The organism is Mesorhizobium sp. M0437 (assembly GCF_040321335.1).
In the GTDB taxonomy this organism is placed as follows: Bacteria; Pseudomonadota; Alphaproteobacteria; order Rhizobiales; family Rhizobiaceae; genus Mesorhizobium.
Genome location: NZ_JAMYRK010000014.1, coordinates 83,252 through 101,624, shown reverse-complemented (window position 1 = coordinate 101,624; position 18,373 = coordinate 83,252). Strand labels below are relative to the sequence as shown.

The window sequence follows — 18,373 nt, the reverse complement described above, 5'->3', positions numbered from 1 at the left end:
CGCGACAGGTCTAGATGGACCCAAAGGCGGACAGTGGCGGCAGCCGATCGCGTTGAAAGCGTGCCGTCGCATCCCTATAGAAGAATAATATTGGATTTTGCGCCGGTGAGCCGGCGCTTGAGGGAATTCCAAGCGAAAGGACATTCATGCCCTGGAACGACAAGAGCGGCGGCGGCGGCCCGTGGGGCGGCGGCAACAATCAGGGGCCTTGGGGTCAGGGACCAAAAGGACCCAGCGGCCCGCAGGGCTCGCCTCCCGATCTCGAGGATATCATCCGGCGCGGGCAGGACCGGTTGCGGCGCGCGCTGCCGGGCGGCGGTGGCGCGAGCCCTGCCGTGTTCGGGCTGATTGCCGCGGCGCTGGTGGTGCTATGGGCGTTCAAGACAGTGTACACCGTCCAGCCAGATGAAGTTGCGGTGGAGCTCAGGTTCGGCAAGCCGAAGGCGGAGCTGTCGCAGCCGGGCCTGCATTTCCATTGGTGGCCCATCGAAACGGTCGAGACCGCTAACATCGCCGAGCAGCTTGTCAGCATCGGCGGCGGCAGCACCAGCGGCGATGGCCTGATGCTTTCCGGCGACCAGAACATCGTCAACGTGCAATTCTCGGTGGCCTATCAGGTTTCCGACCCGAAGGCCTATCTGTTCGACGTGTCCGACCCGGGCGGCATGCTGCAGCAGGTCGCCGAAAGCGCGATGCGCGAAGCGGTCGGCCGGCGCCCGGCGCAGGATATTTTCCGCGACGACCGGCAAGGCATTGCGGCGTCGGTGCGTGAGATCATCCAGACGACGCTGGACGGCTACAAGGCCGGCCTCAACGTCAACGCAATTTCCATCGAGGACGCCGCGCCGCCGCGCGAGGTGGCAGACGCGTTCGACGAGGTGCAGCGGGCCGAACAGGACGAGGACAAGTTCGTCGAGCAGGCCAATCAGTATTCCAATCAGAAGCTCGGCCAGGCGCGCGGTGCGGCCGCACAGATCCGCGAAGACGCGGCCGCCTACAAGAACCGGGTCGTGCAGGAGGCCGAAGGCGAGGCGCAGCGCTTCATCTCGGTCTATGACGAATATGCAAAGGCGCCGGAAGTGACGCGCAAGCGGCTCTACCTGGAGACGATGGAGAGGGTGCTGAAGGATTCGAGCAAGGTCATCGTCGAGCAAGGCAACGGGCAAGGGGTGGTTCCCTACCTGCCGCTGCCGGCATTGCAGCAGAAGGCGCCGGCACCGGCCACCGGAGGAAACCAGTGATGGCCAACCGTCTTCCCGTCATTGCGGTCATCGCCGCGGTCATCCTGTTCCTGCTCTATTCGTCGGTCTTCGTCGTCAATGCGCGCCAGCAGGCGCTGGTGCTCAGGTTCGGCGAAATCGTCGACGTCAAGAACCAGCCGGGCATCTATTTCAAGGCGCCATTCTCCTTCTTCGATGCCGACACCGTCCAGCTGATCGAAAACAGGGTCCTGCGCTTCGACCTCGACAACATCCGTGTCCAGGTTTCGGGCGGCAAATTCTATGAGGTCGATGCCTTTATCGCCTATCGTATCTCGGACCCGCGTGTGTTCCGCGCCGCGGTTTCCGGTCAGATCGAACTGGCCGAGGCCCGGCTGAGGACGCGTCTCGACGCTGCCTTGCGCCGCGTCTACGGCCTGCGCGACTTCGAGGCGGCACTCTCGGAAGAGCGCGCCGTGATGATGCGCGAGGTGCGCGATCAGCTGAGGCCTGATGCCACCTCGCTTGGCCTGCAGATCGAGGATGTCCGCATCCGCCGCACCGATCTCACGGCCGAAGTCTCGCAGCAGACCTTCGACCGCATGAAGGCCGAACGTCTCGCCGAAGCCGAGCGGCTGAGGGCGCGCGGCAACGAGGCAGCGCAGCGGATCAGGGCTCGCGCCGACCGCGAAGTGGTCGAAATCGTCGCCGAAGCGCAGAAAGAGTCTGAAATCCTGCGCGGTGAAGGTGAAGCCCAGCGCAGCGCGACGTTTGCCGGGGCCTATCAGCGCGATCCGGCCTTCTTCGATTTCTACCGGTCGATGAATGCCTATGGCACGGCGCTGAACAGCGCAGGAACGACGATGGTGCTGTCGCCGAATTCCGAGTTCTTCCGCTTCTTCCGCGACCCGGACAGCAAGGAAACGCCTGCGGCACCGGCGGCACCACCGCCAGCACCTGCCGCTCCCGCGCCACCGGCGGCTCAGCCAAGCACCGGCCAGTAGGGCCGGTGCAGGGATAGCCGGCGTAACAGAGGATTTATTCTCTGGCGGTAGCCATAGCCGCAAACGTGCCTTATTTCTTGCCAACATGACGCGACGCGGCGTTTTTTGCCGAAGCGCTTTTTTCAGAACACCCGGAGGCCTTTCGATGACATCCACCACCCTTCTGCGTGCAGCGAGGCGGACGTTCATCGCCGGGGCCGCTGCGCTTCTGGTCGGCGCCATTGCCGTTCCGTCGTTCGTGGCGCCGACGATGGCAGCCGACGGGCCGCCCTCGGTTGCCGATCTCGCCGCCGGCCTGCTTGGCGCCGTGGTCAACATCTCGACGTCGCAGACTGTTAAAGGCACTGAGGGGCCGGGCGCAGTGCCGATGCCGCAGCTGCCGGAGGGCTCGCCCTTCCAGGACTTCTTCGACGATTTCTTCAAGAACCGTGGCGGCGACAAGGGCGGCGGCGGGCAAAAGGTGCAGTCGCTGGGCTCCGGCTTCGTGGTCGACGCCGAGCAGGGCATCGTGGTGACCAACAACCACGTCATTGCCGATGCCGACGACATCGAGGTGAATTTCTCCGATGGGGTGACGCTCAAGGCGACGCTGGTCGGCACCGACACCAAGACCGATGTCGCGGTGCTGAAGGTCGATCCGAAAGGGCACAAGCTGACGGCGGTGAAGTTCGGCGATTCCAACACGATGCGTGTCGGCGACTGGGTGATGGCGATCGGCAATCCGTTCGGTCTCGGCGGCACGGTGACGGTCGGCATCGTCTCGGCACGCAATCGCGACATCAATTCCGGCCCGTATGACGACTTCATCCAGACCGATGCCGCGATCAACCGCGGCAATTCCGGCGGACCGCTGTTCAACAGCAGCGGCGAGGTCATCGGCATCAACACGGCAATCATCTCGCCATCGGGCGGCTCGATCGGCATCGGCTTCTCGATCCCGTCGCAGCTTGCCTCGGGCGTCGTCGACCAGCTTCGCCAGTTCGGCGAGACGCGGCGCGGCTGGCTCGGCGTGCGCATCCAGCCGGTGACCGACGACATTGCCGAAAGCCTGGGCATGGCGACCGCCAAGGGCGCGTTGGTCGCCGGCGTTATCAAGGGCGGGCCGGTCGACAACGGCACCATCCAGGCCGGCGACGTCATCATCAAGTTCGACGGCAAGGACATCCATGAAATGCGCGACCTGCCACGCGTCGTGGCGGAGAGCCCGGTCGGCAAGGCGGTCGACGTGATCATCGTGCGCAAAGGGGTCGAGCAGACCGTCAAGGTGACGCTCGGCCGGCTCGAGGACGGCGAAAAGCTTGCCAGCGGCGGTGAAAACGGCAACGCCGACCAGGACGATGCCGACAAGGCGCCTGCGGTTTCGACGGCTGCCGTGCTCGGCATGACGATCGGCGAGCTCAATGAGGAGACGCGCACGAAATTCGGCATCGCCGCCGACGTCTCCGGAGTCGTCGTGACCGACGTCTCCAAGGATTCGGCGGCTGCCGAACGCGGCATCCAGCCGGGCGAGGTGATCACCGAGATCGCGCAGGAATCGGTCGCCACGCCCAAGGATGTCATGGACCGGATCGGCGCGCTGAAGGAGCAGGGGCGCAAGAACGCGCTTTTGATGCTGGCGTCGAAGACCGGCGAGCTGCGGTTCGTTACGATCCGGATGGATTGAGTCCGGAAGAGCCTGCAACGCTCTGATGTTAAAAGGAAAAGGGCGGCTAGCGGGCCGCTTTTTTTCTTGCCTGCCAGTCTGTGCGTGACAGCCTGTAGAAGACATGTCGCCTGAGTGCGGTGTGGCTGTCCGGAACACCGGGATGGTCGAAATCGGAGGCGGGGTCGGCGATCATGCCCAGGCGCTCCATGACGCCAGTGGACCGGCTGTTATCCTTGACTGCGAAGGACACGATTTCGTCGAGGCCAAGTCTTTCAAAGCCATAGGTGAGCCAGGCTTCGGCTGCTTCGGTGACATAGCCGCGGCCCCAGAATTCGGGTGCCAGCCGCCAGCCGATCTCGATCGTGCCGCGCGGCAGGAATGGCAAATGATCGGTTCCGGTTATGCCGACGAAGCCGATGCATTCACCTGTGGCTGCGATCTCAGCGGCCGCGAAGCCGAAGCCGTCGCGATCGATAGCCGCGCGCAACTCCTCCATCTTGGCGTCAGCCTGGGCGCGGTCGCGGCGAAACGGAAAGAATTCCATGACCAACTCGTCGGAATTGATGCGATGGAAGAGCTCGCGGTCACGATCTCCCCAGTTGCGCAGGATCAGGCGCTCGGTGCGGATCGGCGTCATTCGACAAATTCCTTCCGGCGATAACCCTGCAGATAAAGCAAGGCGGTGAGGTCGCCGTGGTCGATACGGATCTTTGCCTCGGCTGCCACGGCCGGCTTGGCATGCAAGGCGACGCCGATCCCGGCAAGACGGATCATGTCGAGATCGTTGGCGCCGTCACCGACGGCAATGGCATCGGCAGGCGTCAGGCCGAGGCCGGCGGAAATCTCGATAAGGGCTTCGGCCTTGGCGGCGCGGCCGAGGATCGGTTCGGCGACCAGGCCGGTGAAGCGGCGATCCTGCTCGATCAGGCGGTTGGCGCGATTTTCGTGAAAGCCGAGCAATGCTGCGATGCGGGTGGTGAAGATGTCGAAACCACCGGAGATCAGGGCCGTCCAGGCGCCATTGGCCGCCATTGTCTGGACGAGCGTGCGGCCGCCGGAGGCTAGCGTCAGGCGATTGTCGATGATGCGGTCGATGATTGCGGCATCGAGACCCTTGAGCAGCGCCACGCGCTCGCGCAAGGCCGGCTCGAATGCGATCTCGCCGTTCATCGATCGCGCCGTGATGGCGGCGACGCGATCCTTGACGCCGATCTCGTCGGCAAGCTCGTCGATGCATTCCTGGTCGATCATCGTCGAATCCATGTCGGCGATCAGGATCTTCTTGCGCCTGTTCTCGGCCGGCTGGACGGCCACGTCGATCGGTTCGGAAGCCAGCGCGGCACGCAGGCGCGCCGTTATTTCGGAAGCGTCGGCGGTCTCCGGCAAGTCGAGCTCGCAGGCGATGCCTTCGGCCAGCCAGCGAACAGCGCTTGCGCCGACCGACCGCGAGGCCATATTCGCTAGCGTCGGCGTCAATGCGCGGCCGGCGGGATGGGATAGAAGCGTGGCGATCAGCGGCATCGAAAATTCCAGCGGACGGGCGGGCGGCGGCCGCCTGAAGAACGCGATCCTGATAGCCGGGCCGACCGCCAGCGGCAAGTCGGCGCTCGCACTCGACCTCGCCGAGCGCAATGGCGGTGTCATCGTCAACACCGATTCCATGCAAGGCTATTCGGTGCTCGACGTGCTGACGGCGCGGCCTGGTCCTGCCGAACTCGCCCGCGTCCCCCACTTTCTTTATGGACACGTCGATCCGTCCACCGCCTATTCAACCGGCGCCTGGTTGCGTGATGTCATAAAGCTGATCGACGACGGCACGCTTTCGGAGCGGCCAGTGATTTTCGTCGGCGGAACCGGGCTTTATTTCCGGGCGCTCACGGAAGGTATCTCGGAGATGCCCGACATTCCGAAGTCGATCCGCGACCGCTGGCGCTACGAGCTCCAGGAACAGGGCGCAGTGAGATTGCACCGCATCCTGTTGCGCGAGGATTCTGCGGCCGGCATGATGCTGAAGCCGACGGATGGCCAGCGCATCGTGCGGGCGCTGGAGGTGCTCGACGCGTCGGGCCGTTCCATCCTGGACTGGCAGGCCGCGCGTGGCTGGCCGTTGATCGACGGGAGCAGCGCGCGTTTTTTCGTCATCGAGCCGGAGCGAGCGGCTCTGGTGGAGCGGATCGATGCCCGCTTCGACCGCATGCTGGATGAGGGGGCACTGGACGAGGTGAAACAGCTTTCAGCGCTCGGCCTCGATCCCGACCTGCCGGCGATGAAAGCAATCGGTGTTCGCGAGCTTCAGGCCGCGCTGGCCGGCGCCTTCAGTTTTCCCGAGGCCATCGAGCGCGCGAAAATCGCGACGCGGCAATATGCCAAACGGCAGGCGACCTGGTTCAGGCACCAATTGGGCCCGGAATGGCAGAGATTGCGTCCTGATGGGGGGATCGACTCGATGCTCTCACTCCCTCCTTCGAGCGCAACCTGAAAAGTCGACACCGAGGGGACATTTCGCGTTGAAGTTGTCCAGGTTAACTGTCCGTAAGTTCCCGCATGCCATAAGATCGCTACGAACTTTCCAACGGGGAGCAGATGCGTTTCCACAAGGCGGAATCAGCCTTTTTCGTCTTTATTTTTGTGATCCTGGCCGCCGGCCTGGTGACGCTTTACGCCTATGGGCTCCTGCAAACCCTGGCCGCCGACATTAGCAATACGCCTTCAAAACTCGATGAAATCGTCTATCTCAACAAGCTGCTGTTTGCGACGGGCGTGCTGTTGGCGACTGCGCTGTTCTTCGGCATTTTCTTCATCTACCCGCTGATCCGAAAGCAGGCGACGGAAGAAGGCAAGCTGCGCGCCATGACCGTTTCGCTCAGCGCGCGTTCGGAGACGCTGGAGCATGCGGCGCTCACCGACAGCCTCACCGGCATGCAGAACCGGCGTTATTTCGACGATGCGCTGAAGGAATATCTCGAAGAGTTCCGCCGCATCGAGAAACCAGTAGGGCTGATGATCCTCGACCTCGACCATTTCAAGCAGGTCAACGACAGCCACGGCCACGATGTCGGCGACGAGGTGTTGCGGGCGGTCGCCAACTGTCTCAAGGACATGACACGCTATCACGACGTGGTGGCGCGCCTGGGCGGCGAGGAGTTCGCGGTGGTCACGCCCAATATGGACGCCGAGCTGCTATCCAAATTCGCCGAGCGCATCCGCAAGGCGATCGCCAACATGTCGGTGCTGACGGGCAATGTCCGACTGAAAATCACCACCAGCGTCGGGCTTGCCGTCTGGGATCGCAAGGAAACCGCCGAGGAGTTCTATCGCCGCGCCGATCGCCAGCTCTATGAGGCGAAGAGGCAAGGGCGCAACCGCGTCTGTGCCTGAATTCCGTCATTGAATTCGTGATTCCGGCCGTCTGGTATCGTTTTCTTCGTTTCCGGTGCACGCAGACCGACATCACCCCGTCAAGCTGAGATGCTGCCTTTGCGGGGCTTGCCGGAAATAGAGGTGTTGCCGTGACTAAATCCGATCTCTCCGGTCTTTACCGAGGCTATATTGCATGCCTGAACAAGCAGGATTGGCCAAATCTGGGGAGGTTTGTTCATGATGAAGTGACCCACAACGGTCGCAAGCTCGGATTGTCCGGCTATCTCGAAATGTTGGTGAGAGACTTCGACGAAATTCCGGACCTTTATTTCAACATTCAGCTATTGGTTGCCGATCCGCCTTATGTAGCGAGCCGGCTAAGCTTCGACTGCGCGCCAAGGGGAACGTTCCTTGGGCTCGATGTAAGCGGGAAGAGAATTTCGTTTGCCGAGAACGTATTTTATGAGCTTCAGAGAGGGAAAATTCGCCAGGTGTGGTCAGTTATAGACAAGACAGCCATCGAAACTCAGCTTTGATATCTGCGAGCGCTGCCTAAAAGTCGCTCGGCTCAATCATTCTGGGGGACGCAGGCCGAAGGTCGCCGGCTTGAGGCCGTAGCGCAAGTCGAAATCGTCGTTTCGCTGGGTGCGTGCGGCCGACGGCTTGCGATAGTCCGAATCGCCGGCCTGCCGGCCCGGATCGACGACTTCCGCGAAAGGCATTGCCTGTTGTGATTTCGGCACGTTGCGCAGCCGTTCGACGATTGCCACGAGGTCGACCTCGTCGCCGGTTTCGGACGGCAAGGCATTCTCGCGTCTGGCGGTGCCGGGGATCAAATCCTCGGAGAGCTTTTCGAACTTCATCCGCATCGTCGTCGCCACGCCTTCCCCGAAGGCGATAGCCTCGCGCTGGCCCATGGAAGACAGGAACGCGAGCGTCGAAGCCGAGGAATCGGCGATCGCCGAGCGGATGATCGCCTGGTCCTGCTCGTTGGCGAGCCGCATGGCAAAGAACGTCGAGCACTGCGACAGGATGGTCGGGTCGAGTTCGCCCGGGCGCTGGGTGACGACGCCGAGATAACAGCCATATTTGCGGCCTTCCTTGGCGATGCGCGACAGCGCGTGCCGCGTCGGCGCGAAACCGAGGCGCGGATCGGCCGGCATATAGCGATGCGCTTCCTCGCACAGGAAGAGCAGCCGCAGGCGGCCTTCGCTCCACAACGCCAGGTCGAAGGCCAGCCGCGCCAGGACCGAGCAAACGGAATTGACCACCTCGGACGGCATGCCGGCCATTTCGAAGCAGGTCACCGGGCGGCCGTGATGCGGCACGCGGAAGATGTTGCCGATCGTCTCGTGGATGGTGTCCTCGATCAGGCGCGAGTTGAACATGAAACGGTAGCGCGGATCGGATGCCGCCGATTCGATACGTGTCTTCAGTGACCTGAGGGTCGGGCGATCGTTCTTGCTTTCCAGCAGCCCCATGCGCTCGTCGACCAGCTTGATGAGGTCGGCAATGCGATAGGGCACCGGCGCGTCTGCGGTCAGCGCATCGGTGCTGCGCCGTAGATAGTTGCCGGAGTTCGGATTGCGGTAGAGGTTCTTGGCCGCGGGGATGAGATCGCGCAAGGCGTCGACCTCTTCCGGGACCGTCTCGCGGCCGCGAAACAGCACCTCGGCAAATTCCTCTAGCTTGAACATCCAGAAGGGCAGGTCGAGCGTCGTCGAATCGACCCTGACGCAATATTCGGGCAACGACGCGGCGAACTCGTTGTGTGGATCGAGGATGAGCACGCGCAGGTCGGGCCGGGCGGCGATCGACTTGCGCAAGAGCAGCGACACGGCGGTCGATTTGCCGACCCCGGTGGTGCCGACAATGGCGAAATGCCGCGCCAGCGTATCGTCGATGGCGATATTGGCGTCGATCGCCTCGTCCTGCGACAGCGTGCCGATGGTGATCGAATGACGACCTGCGAGATCGTAGACGGCCTGCAGGTCGCGGCTGCGGATACGATGGGCAATGGCGCCGATATGCGGGTAGGTTGTGATGCCACGGTCGAAGATCGGCTTCGCGCCGGGTTCGGCCCCGTCGCGCACCTCGCCGATCAATTCGATGCTGACCTCGATCGGATTCTGGCCCTCGCTGCTCCACGCACGATCCGACTTGCCGATTTCATAGACCAGGCCGACGGTTCGTGATGTACCGAGATTGATCGAGATCATCTTGCCGACGCTCCACAGGCCGGTGACCGTGCCTTCGATATCGTCGGCATAGGCGCTGATGGTGGCGCGCGCGCCGTCGCATTGTACGACATTGCCCAGAATGCGCTTGTCGTTCTGCTCCGCCCTGCGGCGCTCCAGCAAAGTCGGTTCCCCAATGGAGGCTTCGCGTTCAACGAGCATGGATACGCCGGTCCCCTTTTCCCAAGCGATGAGCCTAGGCGAACGGGGTTAAGGTGGGATGAGGCCGGATGGTTTAGCGGACATTAAGGAGTTTGCGAAAACTGGATGAAACGGCCGTTGCTCTGTAGAAGAATTTCGATATATTGGATTAATGGATGATATAGCGAACGACATCTCCTCGACCATCGGCAGAAGAATACATACCGAAAGAGTGGCTCGAGGCTGGTCCTTGGCAGAACTGGCGGAGCGGTCCGATGTTTCGAAAGCCATGCTGAGCACGGTAGAACGCGGCATGACCAGCCCGACGGCGGCACTCCTTGTGCGTATTGCGGCCGCCTTCGGCATGACGCTGTCCACATTGATCGCAAGGGCGGAATTGCAGGGCGGTGGCCTGCTTCGCGAACGTGACCAGCCGCTCTGGCGCGATCCGGCTACGGGATATGTGCGGCGGCATCTTTCGCCGGTTTCGGACATGCCCCTCGAACTGATCCGGATCCAGTTGCCGGCCGGCGCCAAGGTAAGTTTCCCGGCGGCGTCTTATGCCTTCATCAGGCAACAGATATGGCTGATCTCCGGGCGGCTGGAATTCACAGAGGGAGACATCGTTCACCGGCTCGAACCGGGCGACTGCCTGGCGCTCGGCGCGCCATCCGATTGCGTCTTTCACGCTCCGGGGCCGGACGCCGCCGACTATCTGGTTGCGTTGGCCAGGAGCTGAGGTGAAGGCGCGCCGTCCAAAACGCTGCGACAATGGCGGTCCGCCGCTCGACGACTATGACGGTCCGCCCTGGGGCAAGGGCGACCCCTATGTGTTTCTTGCCTGGCAGACCGCCCATGCCCAGGCATGGAAAGTGCCGAGCCGCGAGATCATGCTGATGCGGCTGCACAAGGCCGAGCGGCTGGGCCTGACCTATGAGGAATACACGCTCGAACTGCTGGAACGCGGGCGACATCTGCAAGAGGAAGACGCCGATCGCATCGCGGAAATCCGGCGGGCCAGGAAGCGGAAGCGGACCAGTCGTTTCGACTGACGGACGGCGACAGGGGAACGACATGAGTTCGATCGAAATCAGGCCACTCAGCAATGCTGACGGAACGCAAAAAATGCTGACGGAACTGCTGATCGGGACAGTCGCTGCCGGCGGCTCGGTCAGCTTCATGCATCCGTTGGTGCCGGAGATGGCCGCGGCCTTCTGGAACAAGTCGCTTCAGGCGGCCGCCAGAGGCGAAAGGGCGGTGCTTGGGGCCTGGAACGGCGAGGCTCTGGTCGGCACCATCACCTTGCTGCTCGACTGCCCTCCCAACCAGCCGCACCGGGCCGAGATCGCCAAGCTGATGATCCGCCTCGATTACCGCGGCAAGGGCATCGCAACCCGCCTGATGGAGGCGGCGGAAGCCGTTGCTGTGGAGAAAGGCCGCACGCTGTTGGTCCTCGACACGGCAAAAGAGGAGGGGGCTTCCGGGCTCTATGAAAAGCTCGGCTTCACGCTGGCCGGCGAAATACCGGATTATGCGCTGAAGCCGCATGGCGGGCTCACAGGCACCCTCATCTACTGGAAACGCGTCGGCCGGACACGCTGATGGCGACAACGATGCACCTTTGCAACACCCGTCAGACCATCGCGGGCGTGGAAAGAATAGCTCTTGCGTCAAATTGGCGGCGAGCTTAGAGAAGCCGCCCATTCTGATCCGTCGTCCTGAAAGGAGACCTGTCAATGACCCGGCGATCCAGATCGACACATTCCGTGCCGACGCTGGAATTGCGTGCGGCTGACAGGGTTCCAATCAGGAAGAACGGCCATGGCAAAGTCCATGATCCAGCGCAGGCAGGATGCCGAGCGCGAACGCATTGAAGCATATGCCGTAACGCTGCGGCGGGTTTTTCCTGTCCCGCGTCCCGCTCCGGATTTCGAGCGGGCGCTCGACGAGGCACGTCGGGGCTTTGCCGGCATGGCGATCCGCGACGGCGCGCTGTGGCGTCCAAAGCTGAAGACGCGCGACCCCGCGCGGCTGCGGCTGGCCGCGGCGCGCCATCTCTATGCGCGCTACCCGGTTACAGCCGCGCTCGAGGGGATCTGGCTGGACAGCTCGGGGTTGAATGCCGGCGAGATTGCGCTTCGCAAGGCTTGGTATACCGCAGTGGCGCGTGGTGACTCGCTTTACAAGGCGGGCGCCTGTGCGTGGCTGTCTCGCAAGGAGGTGCATTGCTTCTTGAACTTGCCCGGCGATTTCACGTTCGACGAGGCATTTTGGGTGGTGATCGCCCGGTCCTACACGGATGATTCCGGGTTGGCGGCCCGACTTGCCAAGTCGAAAATCGCGCGCACGCCACGTAACGATCTGGCCTTCTGGCGCGAGGTGACACGGTTCTTCTGCGGGCAACCCGCGTCGAAGGAGGAGATCGACGATCTTTGCGACTATATCGGCGCCGTGCACCAGCGCGATGCGGCGTACAGCCTGAAGGGTCGCACGCTTGCCTCGCTGCGTCGGCAGATGCTGGAATGGCATCGAGACATTGCCGCGATCGAACGCATCGAGGCAATGCGCCGCCGCGCTGCCGGGCGGACCACGCGTACTGCCGGGACGCAGTCGCAGGGTCGCGCCTGGGACGGCTCGTGCCTGGACGACTGGGACTGGCAGCCGTCGACCAAGGAGGCAAAGGCGCATGGCGAGCGTTTCTTCGTCCGTCAGTTGAAGACAGCCGAGGATCTGGTCGCCGAGAGCCGGGCGATGCATCATTGCGTCTCGATATACGCGGCCAAATGCATCGCCGGCAATGCCTCGATCTGGGTGCTGCGGCGCTCGGCGCTGGGCAAGATCGAGCGGTTGCTGACGATCGAACTCGACCCGCAAAACCGTGCGGTGCAGGTGCGCGGTTTCGGCAATCGTCTCGCCTCGCTCGAGGAGCGCAAGATCATCGAGCGCTGGGCCAAGGCGAGGGGTGTGGTGCTCTGCGCCTGAAACGGAACACCCGCGCGGCGGAAAGGCGGCGCGGGTGCATAATGGGCGGATGTGCCGACGTCGGGCCAAGTGCACATTCGCCGTTGACAGCGGCGTCAAACCAATTCTATTGTCCGCCACCATGAAAAAGGCACTCATTCTCGTAGGAAAGCGCGTGGGCAAGGCGGTGTAACCGCCGGGCGGTGACCTCCCATGCGCAAGACACAGGCTCCCTCGGGGGCCTTTTTTATTGCCCGAAACACGACTAAACGACGAGCAATCGCCAGATGGCGAACAGTACGGGACCAGAACGATGAGCAGTGGACAGAATGAGCGGCGCGAAATGCCAAGAACTGAAATGCCAAGGAGCGAAATGACGGGTGCCGAAATGGTGGTGCAGGCGCTGAAGGACAATGGCGTCAAGCATGTTTTCGGCTATCCGGGCGGCGCGGTTCTGCCAATCTACGATGAAATCTTCCAGCAGGACGAGGTCGAGCACATCCTCGTCCGCCACGAGCAGGGCGCGGGCCACGCGGCGGAAGGCTATGCGCGCTCGACTGGCAAGGCCGGCGTCATGCTGGTGACCTCAGGGCCGGGCGCCACCAATGCGGTGACGCCATTGCAGGACGCGCTGATGGACTCGATCCCGCTGGTCTGCCTGACCGGCCAGGTGCCGACTTCGCTGATCGGCTCGGATGCGTTCCAGGAGTGCGACACGGTCGGCATCACGCGGCCCTGCACCAAGCACAACTGGCTGGTCAAGGACGTCAACGAGCTCGCGGCAACGATCCACGAGGCCTTCCATGTGGCAACGACAGGGCGCCCCGGTCCGGTCGTCGTCGACATCCCGAAGGACGTGCAGTTCGCCAGGGGTATCTATGTCCCGCCGCAGACGGCGCCGCGCACCAGCTACCAACCGAAGGTCCAGGGCGATCTGGAAAAGATCAAGGCGGCGGTCGAGCTGATGGGGGCTGCCCGAAAGCCGATCATCTATTCGGGCGGCGGCGTCATCAATTCCGGCCCGGAGGCGAGCCATCTGCTGCGCGAGCTGGTCGACCTCACCGGCTTTCCCATCACCTCGACGCTGATGGGCCTCGGCGCCTATCCGGCGTCGGGCAAGAACTGGATGGGCATGCTCGGCATGCACGGCACGTATGAAGCGAACATGGCGATGCACGATTGCGACGTCATGCTCTGCATCGGTGCGCGCTTCGACGACCGCATCACCGGGCGGCTGACGGCGTTTTCGCCGAATTCGAAGAAGATCCACATCGACATCGACCCGTCGTCGATCAACAAGAACGTCCATACCGACGTGCCGATCATCGGCGATGTCGGGCGTGTGCTGGAGGATCTGGTGCGGCTGTGGCGGGCAACCGCCAAGGCCGACAAGAAAGCGCTTCACCCGTGGTGGGAGCAGATTGCCAAATGGCGCGCGCGCGATTCGCTCGCCTACAAGATGAACCACGAGGTGATCATGCCGCAATACGCCGTCCAGCGGCTCTATGCGCTGACCAAGGACCTCGACACCTACATCACCACCGAGGTCGGCCAGCATCAGATGTGGGCGGCGCAGCACTATCATTTCGAGAAGCCGAACCGCTGGATGACCTCTGGCGGATTGGGCACGATGGGCTACGGCCTGCCGGCGGCACTCGGCGTGCAGATCGCGCACCCGGATGCGCTGGTCATCGATATCGCCGGCGATGCCTCGGTGCAGATGACGATGCAGGAAATGAGCGCGGCGGTGCAGCACGAGGCGCCGATCAAGATCTTCATCCTCAACAACCAGTATATGGGCATGGTGCGGCAGTGGCAGCAGCTGCTACACGGCAACCGGCTGTCGCACTCCTACACCGAGGCGATGCCGGATTTCGTCAAGCTCGCCGAAGCCTATGGCGGCCACGGCATTCGCTGCGACAAGCCGGACGAACTCGATGATGCCATCAAGGAGATGATCGCGGTCAAGAAGCCCGTCCTGTTCGACTGCCGCGTGGCGACGCTCGCCAACTGCTTCCCGATGATCCCGTCCGGCAAGGCGCATAACGAGATGCTGTTGCCGGACGAGGCGACGGACGAAGCTGTCGCCAACGCGATCGACGCCAAGGGTAGGGAACTGGTGTAGTCTGGTTCAAGGAAGCTGTGCGAAAACAGCAGATTAGCGCAAAAGTTTGAAATCGAGATTCATGTCATGAACGCACAGTTGCAACCGACCGGCTCCGCCTATTTCATCGCCAAGGAGACGGAAAAACCAGAGAACCACACGCTTTCGGTCCTGGTCGACAACGAGCCGGGCGTGCTTGCGCGGGTCATCGGCCTGTTTTCCGGACGTGGCTACAACATCGAGAGCCTGACGGTCTCGGAAACCGAGCACGAAAAGCACCTGTCGCGCATCACCATCGTGACGCGCGGCACGCCGCACGTGCTGGAGCAGATCAAGCACCAGCTCGAGCGCATCGTGCCGGTGCACCGCGTCGTCGATCTCACCGTGCGGTCGCAGGAATTCGGACAGGAGCGGCCATTGGAGCGGGAACTCGCGCTGGTCAAGGTCGCCGGCACCGGCGAAGCCCGCGTCGAGGCGCTCCGGCTCGCCGATGCATTCCGCGCCAGCGTCATCGATGCCAACACCGAGCATTTCATCTTCGAGATCACCGGCAAGGGCTCCAAGCTCGATCAGTTCATCGCCATCATGAAACCGCTCGGGCTGGTCGAGATCTGCCGTACCGGGGTGGCGGCGATGAACCGCGGCCCGCAAGGGATGTGATCATGATGCTCGCGGCGGCAATTCTAGCAGGCGCCGGCGCAATCGTTCTTGCGGTCACGACGGCGGCGGCCAGCTAGGAGCCGGTATTCGACAAGTCAGTGCTGCCGAAATTGTTTGAAGAAATCGACCCGCAGGGGCACACCGAGCTATTATTTCCAACAATGCCCGGCCGATATTTGGCGCAGGGCGTCGGGCGTCGATGACGCGCTCTTTTCCACGCCGGGAATAGATTACCAAGGTTGTGAGAAAGACGTCTTGGCCTGTGCCAGGCGGTGTTTCGACGGACGCAGGGGCGAAGCCTGTTTCGAGACGGCCAGGGTCATCCAGGAGCACTCGCCAGAAGACAAGCAATGGACCGAGGAGATGTTCGCCCAGGCCTGCGCAACTGGCAGTATCGGCGGCTGCACAAATCGCGGCGCGGGAATTCTCTTGGGTCGGCTTGGGCTAAACAAACTGCTTGCCGCCGGTAGTGCCAATGAATCTTGCCCTTATCGCGCACATTCAAGCTGAGCTGCAATGAGGGCGATGCCTGGGGTTGCACCATGTATGGCAGCGCCCTTCAGCATGGTGAAGGCGTCTCTGCGGACGAAGCCGAGGCGATGGCCGCTTACAAAAAGTCTTGCGAGATCGCTGTGGAATTTGACGCCTGCCGATACGCCAAGGCGCTCATGAAAACGATGCAAAGCCGCTAGGGCTTTTCAGATTTGCGCAACTGCGATCTTTGCGCTGCCTCGCCTCGACCAAGTTCTTTGCTTTCTCTCTTGATAGGGCGCGATACCGGGCAGACATCCTGAACAAATCCATTCAGCGTGTTCACAAGATTGTTCTGGACCAGAGAATAGTGGATGAACTGTCCGTGCCGCTCCTTGGCGATGAGCCCGGCCGTCTCCAGAATGCTCAAATGCTGCGAGATCGACGGCTTCGACATCTCGAAGCGCGCCGCGATCTCGCCCGCCGTTAGGGAAGAGTGCGCAAGATAGGCGAGGATCTTGCGCCGGGGCGCTGAAGATAGCGCTTCAAACACGCGCTGTATCGCGCCATTTGCGTGAGCAGCCGTTTCGGCATCCGCTGCGTGCTCTGCATCTTCGATCACTGTCTGCCACCTTGTGATGCCGAGGCGTTGGCTGCGCCTCGGTCCGCCTTTCTTTTTTTCATTTAGACTATTGCCTAAATACCTAATTCACAGTAGTAGACGATTAGCTTACTGCCTAAGTAACGGACGACGCGCCAGAAGGCAAGGCTGTGGTCCGGAAATGTTCATGCAGGAGGAGGGGTACCGATGAAAACCATATCCACGGGCAGAATGATTTCCCAACAGGACAGTGACGCCGAAGACGGCAAAGTCGTGTGGGTGCCGGCAAAGTCGATCTGGGTCGGGGCGATGACGATCGCCGCCATTGTGTTGGGACCGATGACATTTAGCTGGAGTGCCTTCGCCTTATTCGTTGCGACAACGGCGGCGACAATCTGCGCCGGACACTCGGTGGGGATGCACCGTCTGCTCATCCACCGGTCGTTCAAGGTTCATATCTGGGTCGAGCATGCGCTGGTCTACCTTGGCGTGCTCGTCGGCATGGCCGGTCCTTTTGGGATGATCTATGCTCACGATATTCGTGACTGGGCTCAGCGCCAGACCGCATGTCACGATCTCCATGCCCATCGTCGGCCATTTTTCACCGATGCCTTCTGGCAGATGCATTGCGCGGTCGCTTTGCGCAATCCACCCACCTTCGTCATCGAACACTCGATCACGAATGACCGGTTCTACAAGTTCGTCGAGCGCACCTGGATGCTGCAACAACTGCCCTGGGCGATCCTCTTTTTCGCGCTTGGCGGCTGGGATTGGGTGGTATGGGGAATCGCGGTGCGCGTTTCAGTGTCGCTTACCGGGCATTGGTTGGTTGGGCATTTTGCGCACCGAGATGGGGAGCAAGGATGGCGCGTCGACGACGTTGCCGTGCAAGGATACAATTTGCCGCGTTTCGGGCTGGTAACGTTCGGCGAGAGTTTCCACGGCAACCATCACGCGTTTGCCGAGTCTGCACGGCTTGGTCTGGAACACGGACAGATCGATCTCGGCTGGCTATTCATTCAGGTTCTGGCGATCCTGGGTCTGGCGCACAGCGTCAAGATTCCGGAGAATACGCCGAGACGAAAAGGGCTGCGACGCGTGCGCCGTCAGCGCGAAACTGCCCCGAATTCAGATCTATGGTCGGTGCAGCCCTACCGCAGATAGATGTTCTCAGCGGATATTGGCCTAAGATATGAAGGAACGCTTGGGGCGCGTGGACCAACGAATTGCAATTGCACTCAGCACCTCATCGATTTAAGTCAGTATTTCAGTATTATTGATCTTTGCGATCCTCCATGACCTTCGATGCATTCCTTGCTCTGCTGGTTTATGCCTTCGTGACCTCGATCACGCCGGGTCCGAACAATTTCATGCTTTTGGCCTCGGGCGTGAATTTCGGCTTGGTCAAAACCGTGCCACACATGCTCGGCATCGGCATCGGCTTCCTCGTGCTGTTGCTTGCCGTAGGCTTCGGGCTTGGCGCCGTGTTGACGGCCTTTCCGGTCCTGCATACCGGGTTGAAGATCGCCGGCGGCCTCTACTTGCTTTATCTCGCCTCGAAGATCGCCATGTCGCGCTCGCTCGGCGGCGAAGACAAGACGAAGGGCCAGCCGATGCGCTTCATCGAGGCTGCGGCATTCCAGTGGGTCAATCCCAAGGCCTGGGTGATGGCGATTACAGCCATGGCCGTCTATACCAGTCCGGAACGCCCGTTTGTGTCGGTGGTGCTGATCGCAGCCGCTTTCGCCGTCGTCATGCTGCCGAGCATTTCGACCTGGGCCGGTTTCGGCATGGCGCTGCGCGGCTTTCTGGCGGATGCGGTGCGGCTCAAATGGTTCAACATCGTCATGGGTGTGATGCTTGCGGCGACGCTGTGGCCGATGCTGCGTTAGCTGCCGTTCTATTGTGCACTGCACATTAAATCTTCGTAATGACGGGTTTTGGCCCTTTTTCGCCTTCGGCATCCTCTATTATCTGGCAAAAGCGCGGC

General features: G+C 61.9%; 19 protein-coding genes. 15 read left to right on the top strand and 4 right to left on the bottom strand.

What is annotated here, in order from left to right:
* The first annotated feature begins 146 nt into the window (after positions 1-146).
* The 3 genes from hflK (at position 147) to NKI72_RS11930 (ending at position 3,866) form a co-directional block, all read left to right on the top strand.
* The gene (gene hflK, locus NKI72_RS11940) at positions 147-1,241 is read left to right on the top strand and encodes an FtsH protease activity modulator HflK (protein WP_352850175.1); all 1,095 of its coding nucleotides are present in this window, start codon (positions 147-149) and stop codon (positions 1,239-1,241) included.
* Complete coding sequence (gene hflC / locus NKI72_RS11935; RefSeq protein WP_352471620.1) at positions 1,241-2,203, top strand: protease modulator HflC; 963 nt, start codon at positions 1,241-1,243, stop codon at positions 2,201-2,203. The genes hflK and hflC overlap by 1 nt, the downstream gene beginning before the upstream one ends.
* A 145-nt stretch (positions 2,204-2,348) precedes the next feature.
* Positions 2,349-3,866, top strand: a complete 1,518-nt coding sequence (locus NKI72_RS11930; protein ID WP_352539566.1) for a DegQ family serine endoprotease — start codon at positions 2,349-2,351, stop codon at positions 3,864-3,866.
* A gap of 46 nt (positions 3,867-3,912) precedes the next feature.
* Here NKI72_RS11930 and NKI72_RS11925 read toward each other — a convergent pair whose 3' ends face one another.
* Positions 3,913-4,485: a GNAT family N-acetyltransferase gene (locus NKI72_RS11925; protein WP_352831160.1), complete on the bottom strand. Its 573-nt coding sequence runs from the start codon at positions 4,483-4,485 to the stop codon at positions 3,913-3,915.
* Positions 4,482-5,369 carry a phosphoserine phosphatase SerB gene (serB, locus tag NKI72_RS11920; RefSeq protein ID WP_352820445.1) on the bottom strand — a complete coding sequence of 296 codons (888 nt, stop codon included), beginning with the start codon at positions 5,367-5,369 and terminating at the stop codon, positions 4,482-4,484. Before serB ends, NKI72_RS11925 begins: the two co-directional genes overlap by 4 nt.
* Here serB and miaA point away from each other — a divergent pair.
* The 3 genes from miaA (at position 5,359) to NKI72_RS11905 (ending at position 7,744) form a co-directional block, all read left to right on the top strand.
* Positions 5,359-6,327: a tRNA (adenosine(37)-N6)-dimethylallyltransferase MiaA gene (gene miaA / locus NKI72_RS11915; protein ID WP_352831288.1), complete on the top strand. Its 969-nt coding sequence runs from the start codon at positions 5,359-5,361 to the stop codon at positions 6,325-6,327. The two genes, serB and miaA, sit on opposite strands and share 11 nt — an antisense overlap.
* A gap of 104 nt (positions 6,328-6,431) precedes the next feature.
* Complete coding sequence (locus NKI72_RS11910) at positions 6,432-7,226, top strand: GGDEF domain-containing protein (RefSeq protein WP_352501016.1); 795 nt, start codon at positions 6,432-6,434, stop codon at positions 7,224-7,226.
* A 131-nt stretch (positions 7,227-7,357) separates the two neighbouring features.
* Positions 7,358-7,744, top strand: coding sequence for an ester cyclase (locus tag NKI72_RS11905; protein WP_352539569.1), 387 nt, complete (start codon positions 7,358-7,360; stop codon positions 7,742-7,744).
* Between the two features lie 36 nt (positions 7,745-7,780).
* Here NKI72_RS11905 and NKI72_RS11900 read toward each other — a convergent pair whose 3' ends face one another.
* On the bottom strand, positions 7,781-9,607 hold the full coding sequence (locus NKI72_RS11900) for an ATP-binding protein (RefSeq protein ID WP_352820447.1): 1,827 nt from the start codon (positions 9,605-9,607) through the stop codon (positions 7,781-7,783).
* A gap of 151 nt (positions 9,608-9,758) precedes the next feature.
* Here NKI72_RS11900 and NKI72_RS11895 point away from each other — a divergent pair, with 151 nt between their 5' ends.
* From NKI72_RS11895 to NKI72_RS11865, 7 genes are all read left to right on the top strand, one after another.
* Entirely contained in the window at positions 9,759-10,325 is a 567-nt protein-coding gene (locus NKI72_RS11895; RefSeq protein ID WP_352768935.1) for a helix-turn-helix domain-containing protein, read from the top strand.
* 1 nt (position 10,326) lies between these two features.
* Positions 10,327-10,638: a hypothetical protein gene (locus tag NKI72_RS11890; protein WP_352471626.1), complete on the top strand. Its 312-nt coding sequence runs from the start codon at positions 10,327-10,329 to the stop codon at positions 10,636-10,638.
* A gap of 22 nt (positions 10,639-10,660) precedes the next feature.
* The gene (locus tag NKI72_RS11885; RefSeq protein ID WP_352471627.1) at positions 10,661-11,188 is read left to right on the top strand and encodes a GNAT family N-acetyltransferase; all 528 of its coding nucleotides are present in this window, start codon (positions 10,661-10,663) and stop codon (positions 11,186-11,188) included.
* A 219-nt stretch (positions 11,189-11,407) separates the two neighbouring features.
* The gene (locus NKI72_RS11880; protein WP_352539572.1) at positions 11,408-12,568 is read left to right on the top strand and encodes a PcfJ domain-containing protein; all 1,161 of its coding nucleotides are present in this window, start codon (positions 11,408-11,410) and stop codon (positions 12,566-12,568) included.
* 352 nt (positions 12,569-12,920) lie between these two features.
* Complete coding sequence (locus NKI72_RS11875; RefSeq protein ID WP_352471629.1) at positions 12,921-14,672, top strand: acetolactate synthase 3 large subunit; 1,752 nt, start codon at positions 12,921-12,923, stop codon at positions 14,670-14,672.
* Between the two features lie 66 nt (positions 14,673-14,738).
* Entirely contained in the window at positions 14,739-15,311 is a 573-nt protein-coding gene (gene ilvN / locus NKI72_RS11870; RefSeq protein WP_023676680.1) for an acetolactate synthase small subunit, read from the top strand.
* 542 nt (positions 15,312-15,853) lie between these two features.
* The gene (locus NKI72_RS11865; protein ID WP_352539573.1) at positions 15,854-16,003 is read left to right on the top strand and encodes a hypothetical protein; all 150 of its coding nucleotides are present in this window, start codon (positions 15,854-15,856) and stop codon (positions 16,001-16,003) included.
* Here NKI72_RS11865 and NKI72_RS11860 read toward each other — a convergent pair.
* Positions 16,000-16,404, bottom strand: coding sequence for a metalloregulator ArsR/SmtB family transcription factor (locus NKI72_RS11860; RefSeq protein ID WP_352539574.1), 405 nt, complete (start codon positions 16,402-16,404; stop codon positions 16,000-16,002). The genes NKI72_RS11865 and NKI72_RS11860 overlap by 4 nt on opposite strands.
* 186 nt (positions 16,405-16,590) lie before the next feature.
* Between NKI72_RS11860 and NKI72_RS11855 the strand changes: the two genes are divergently transcribed.
* Entirely contained in the window at positions 16,591-17,547 is a 957-nt protein-coding gene (locus NKI72_RS11855) for an acyl-CoA desaturase (RefSeq protein ID WP_352850173.1), read from the top strand.
* A 131-nt stretch (positions 17,548-17,678) separates the two neighbouring features.
* Entirely contained in the window at positions 17,679-18,275 is a 597-nt protein-coding gene (locus NKI72_RS11850) for a LysE family translocator (RefSeq protein WP_352539576.1), read from the top strand.
* Positions 18,276-18,373: the final 98 nt, after the last annotated feature.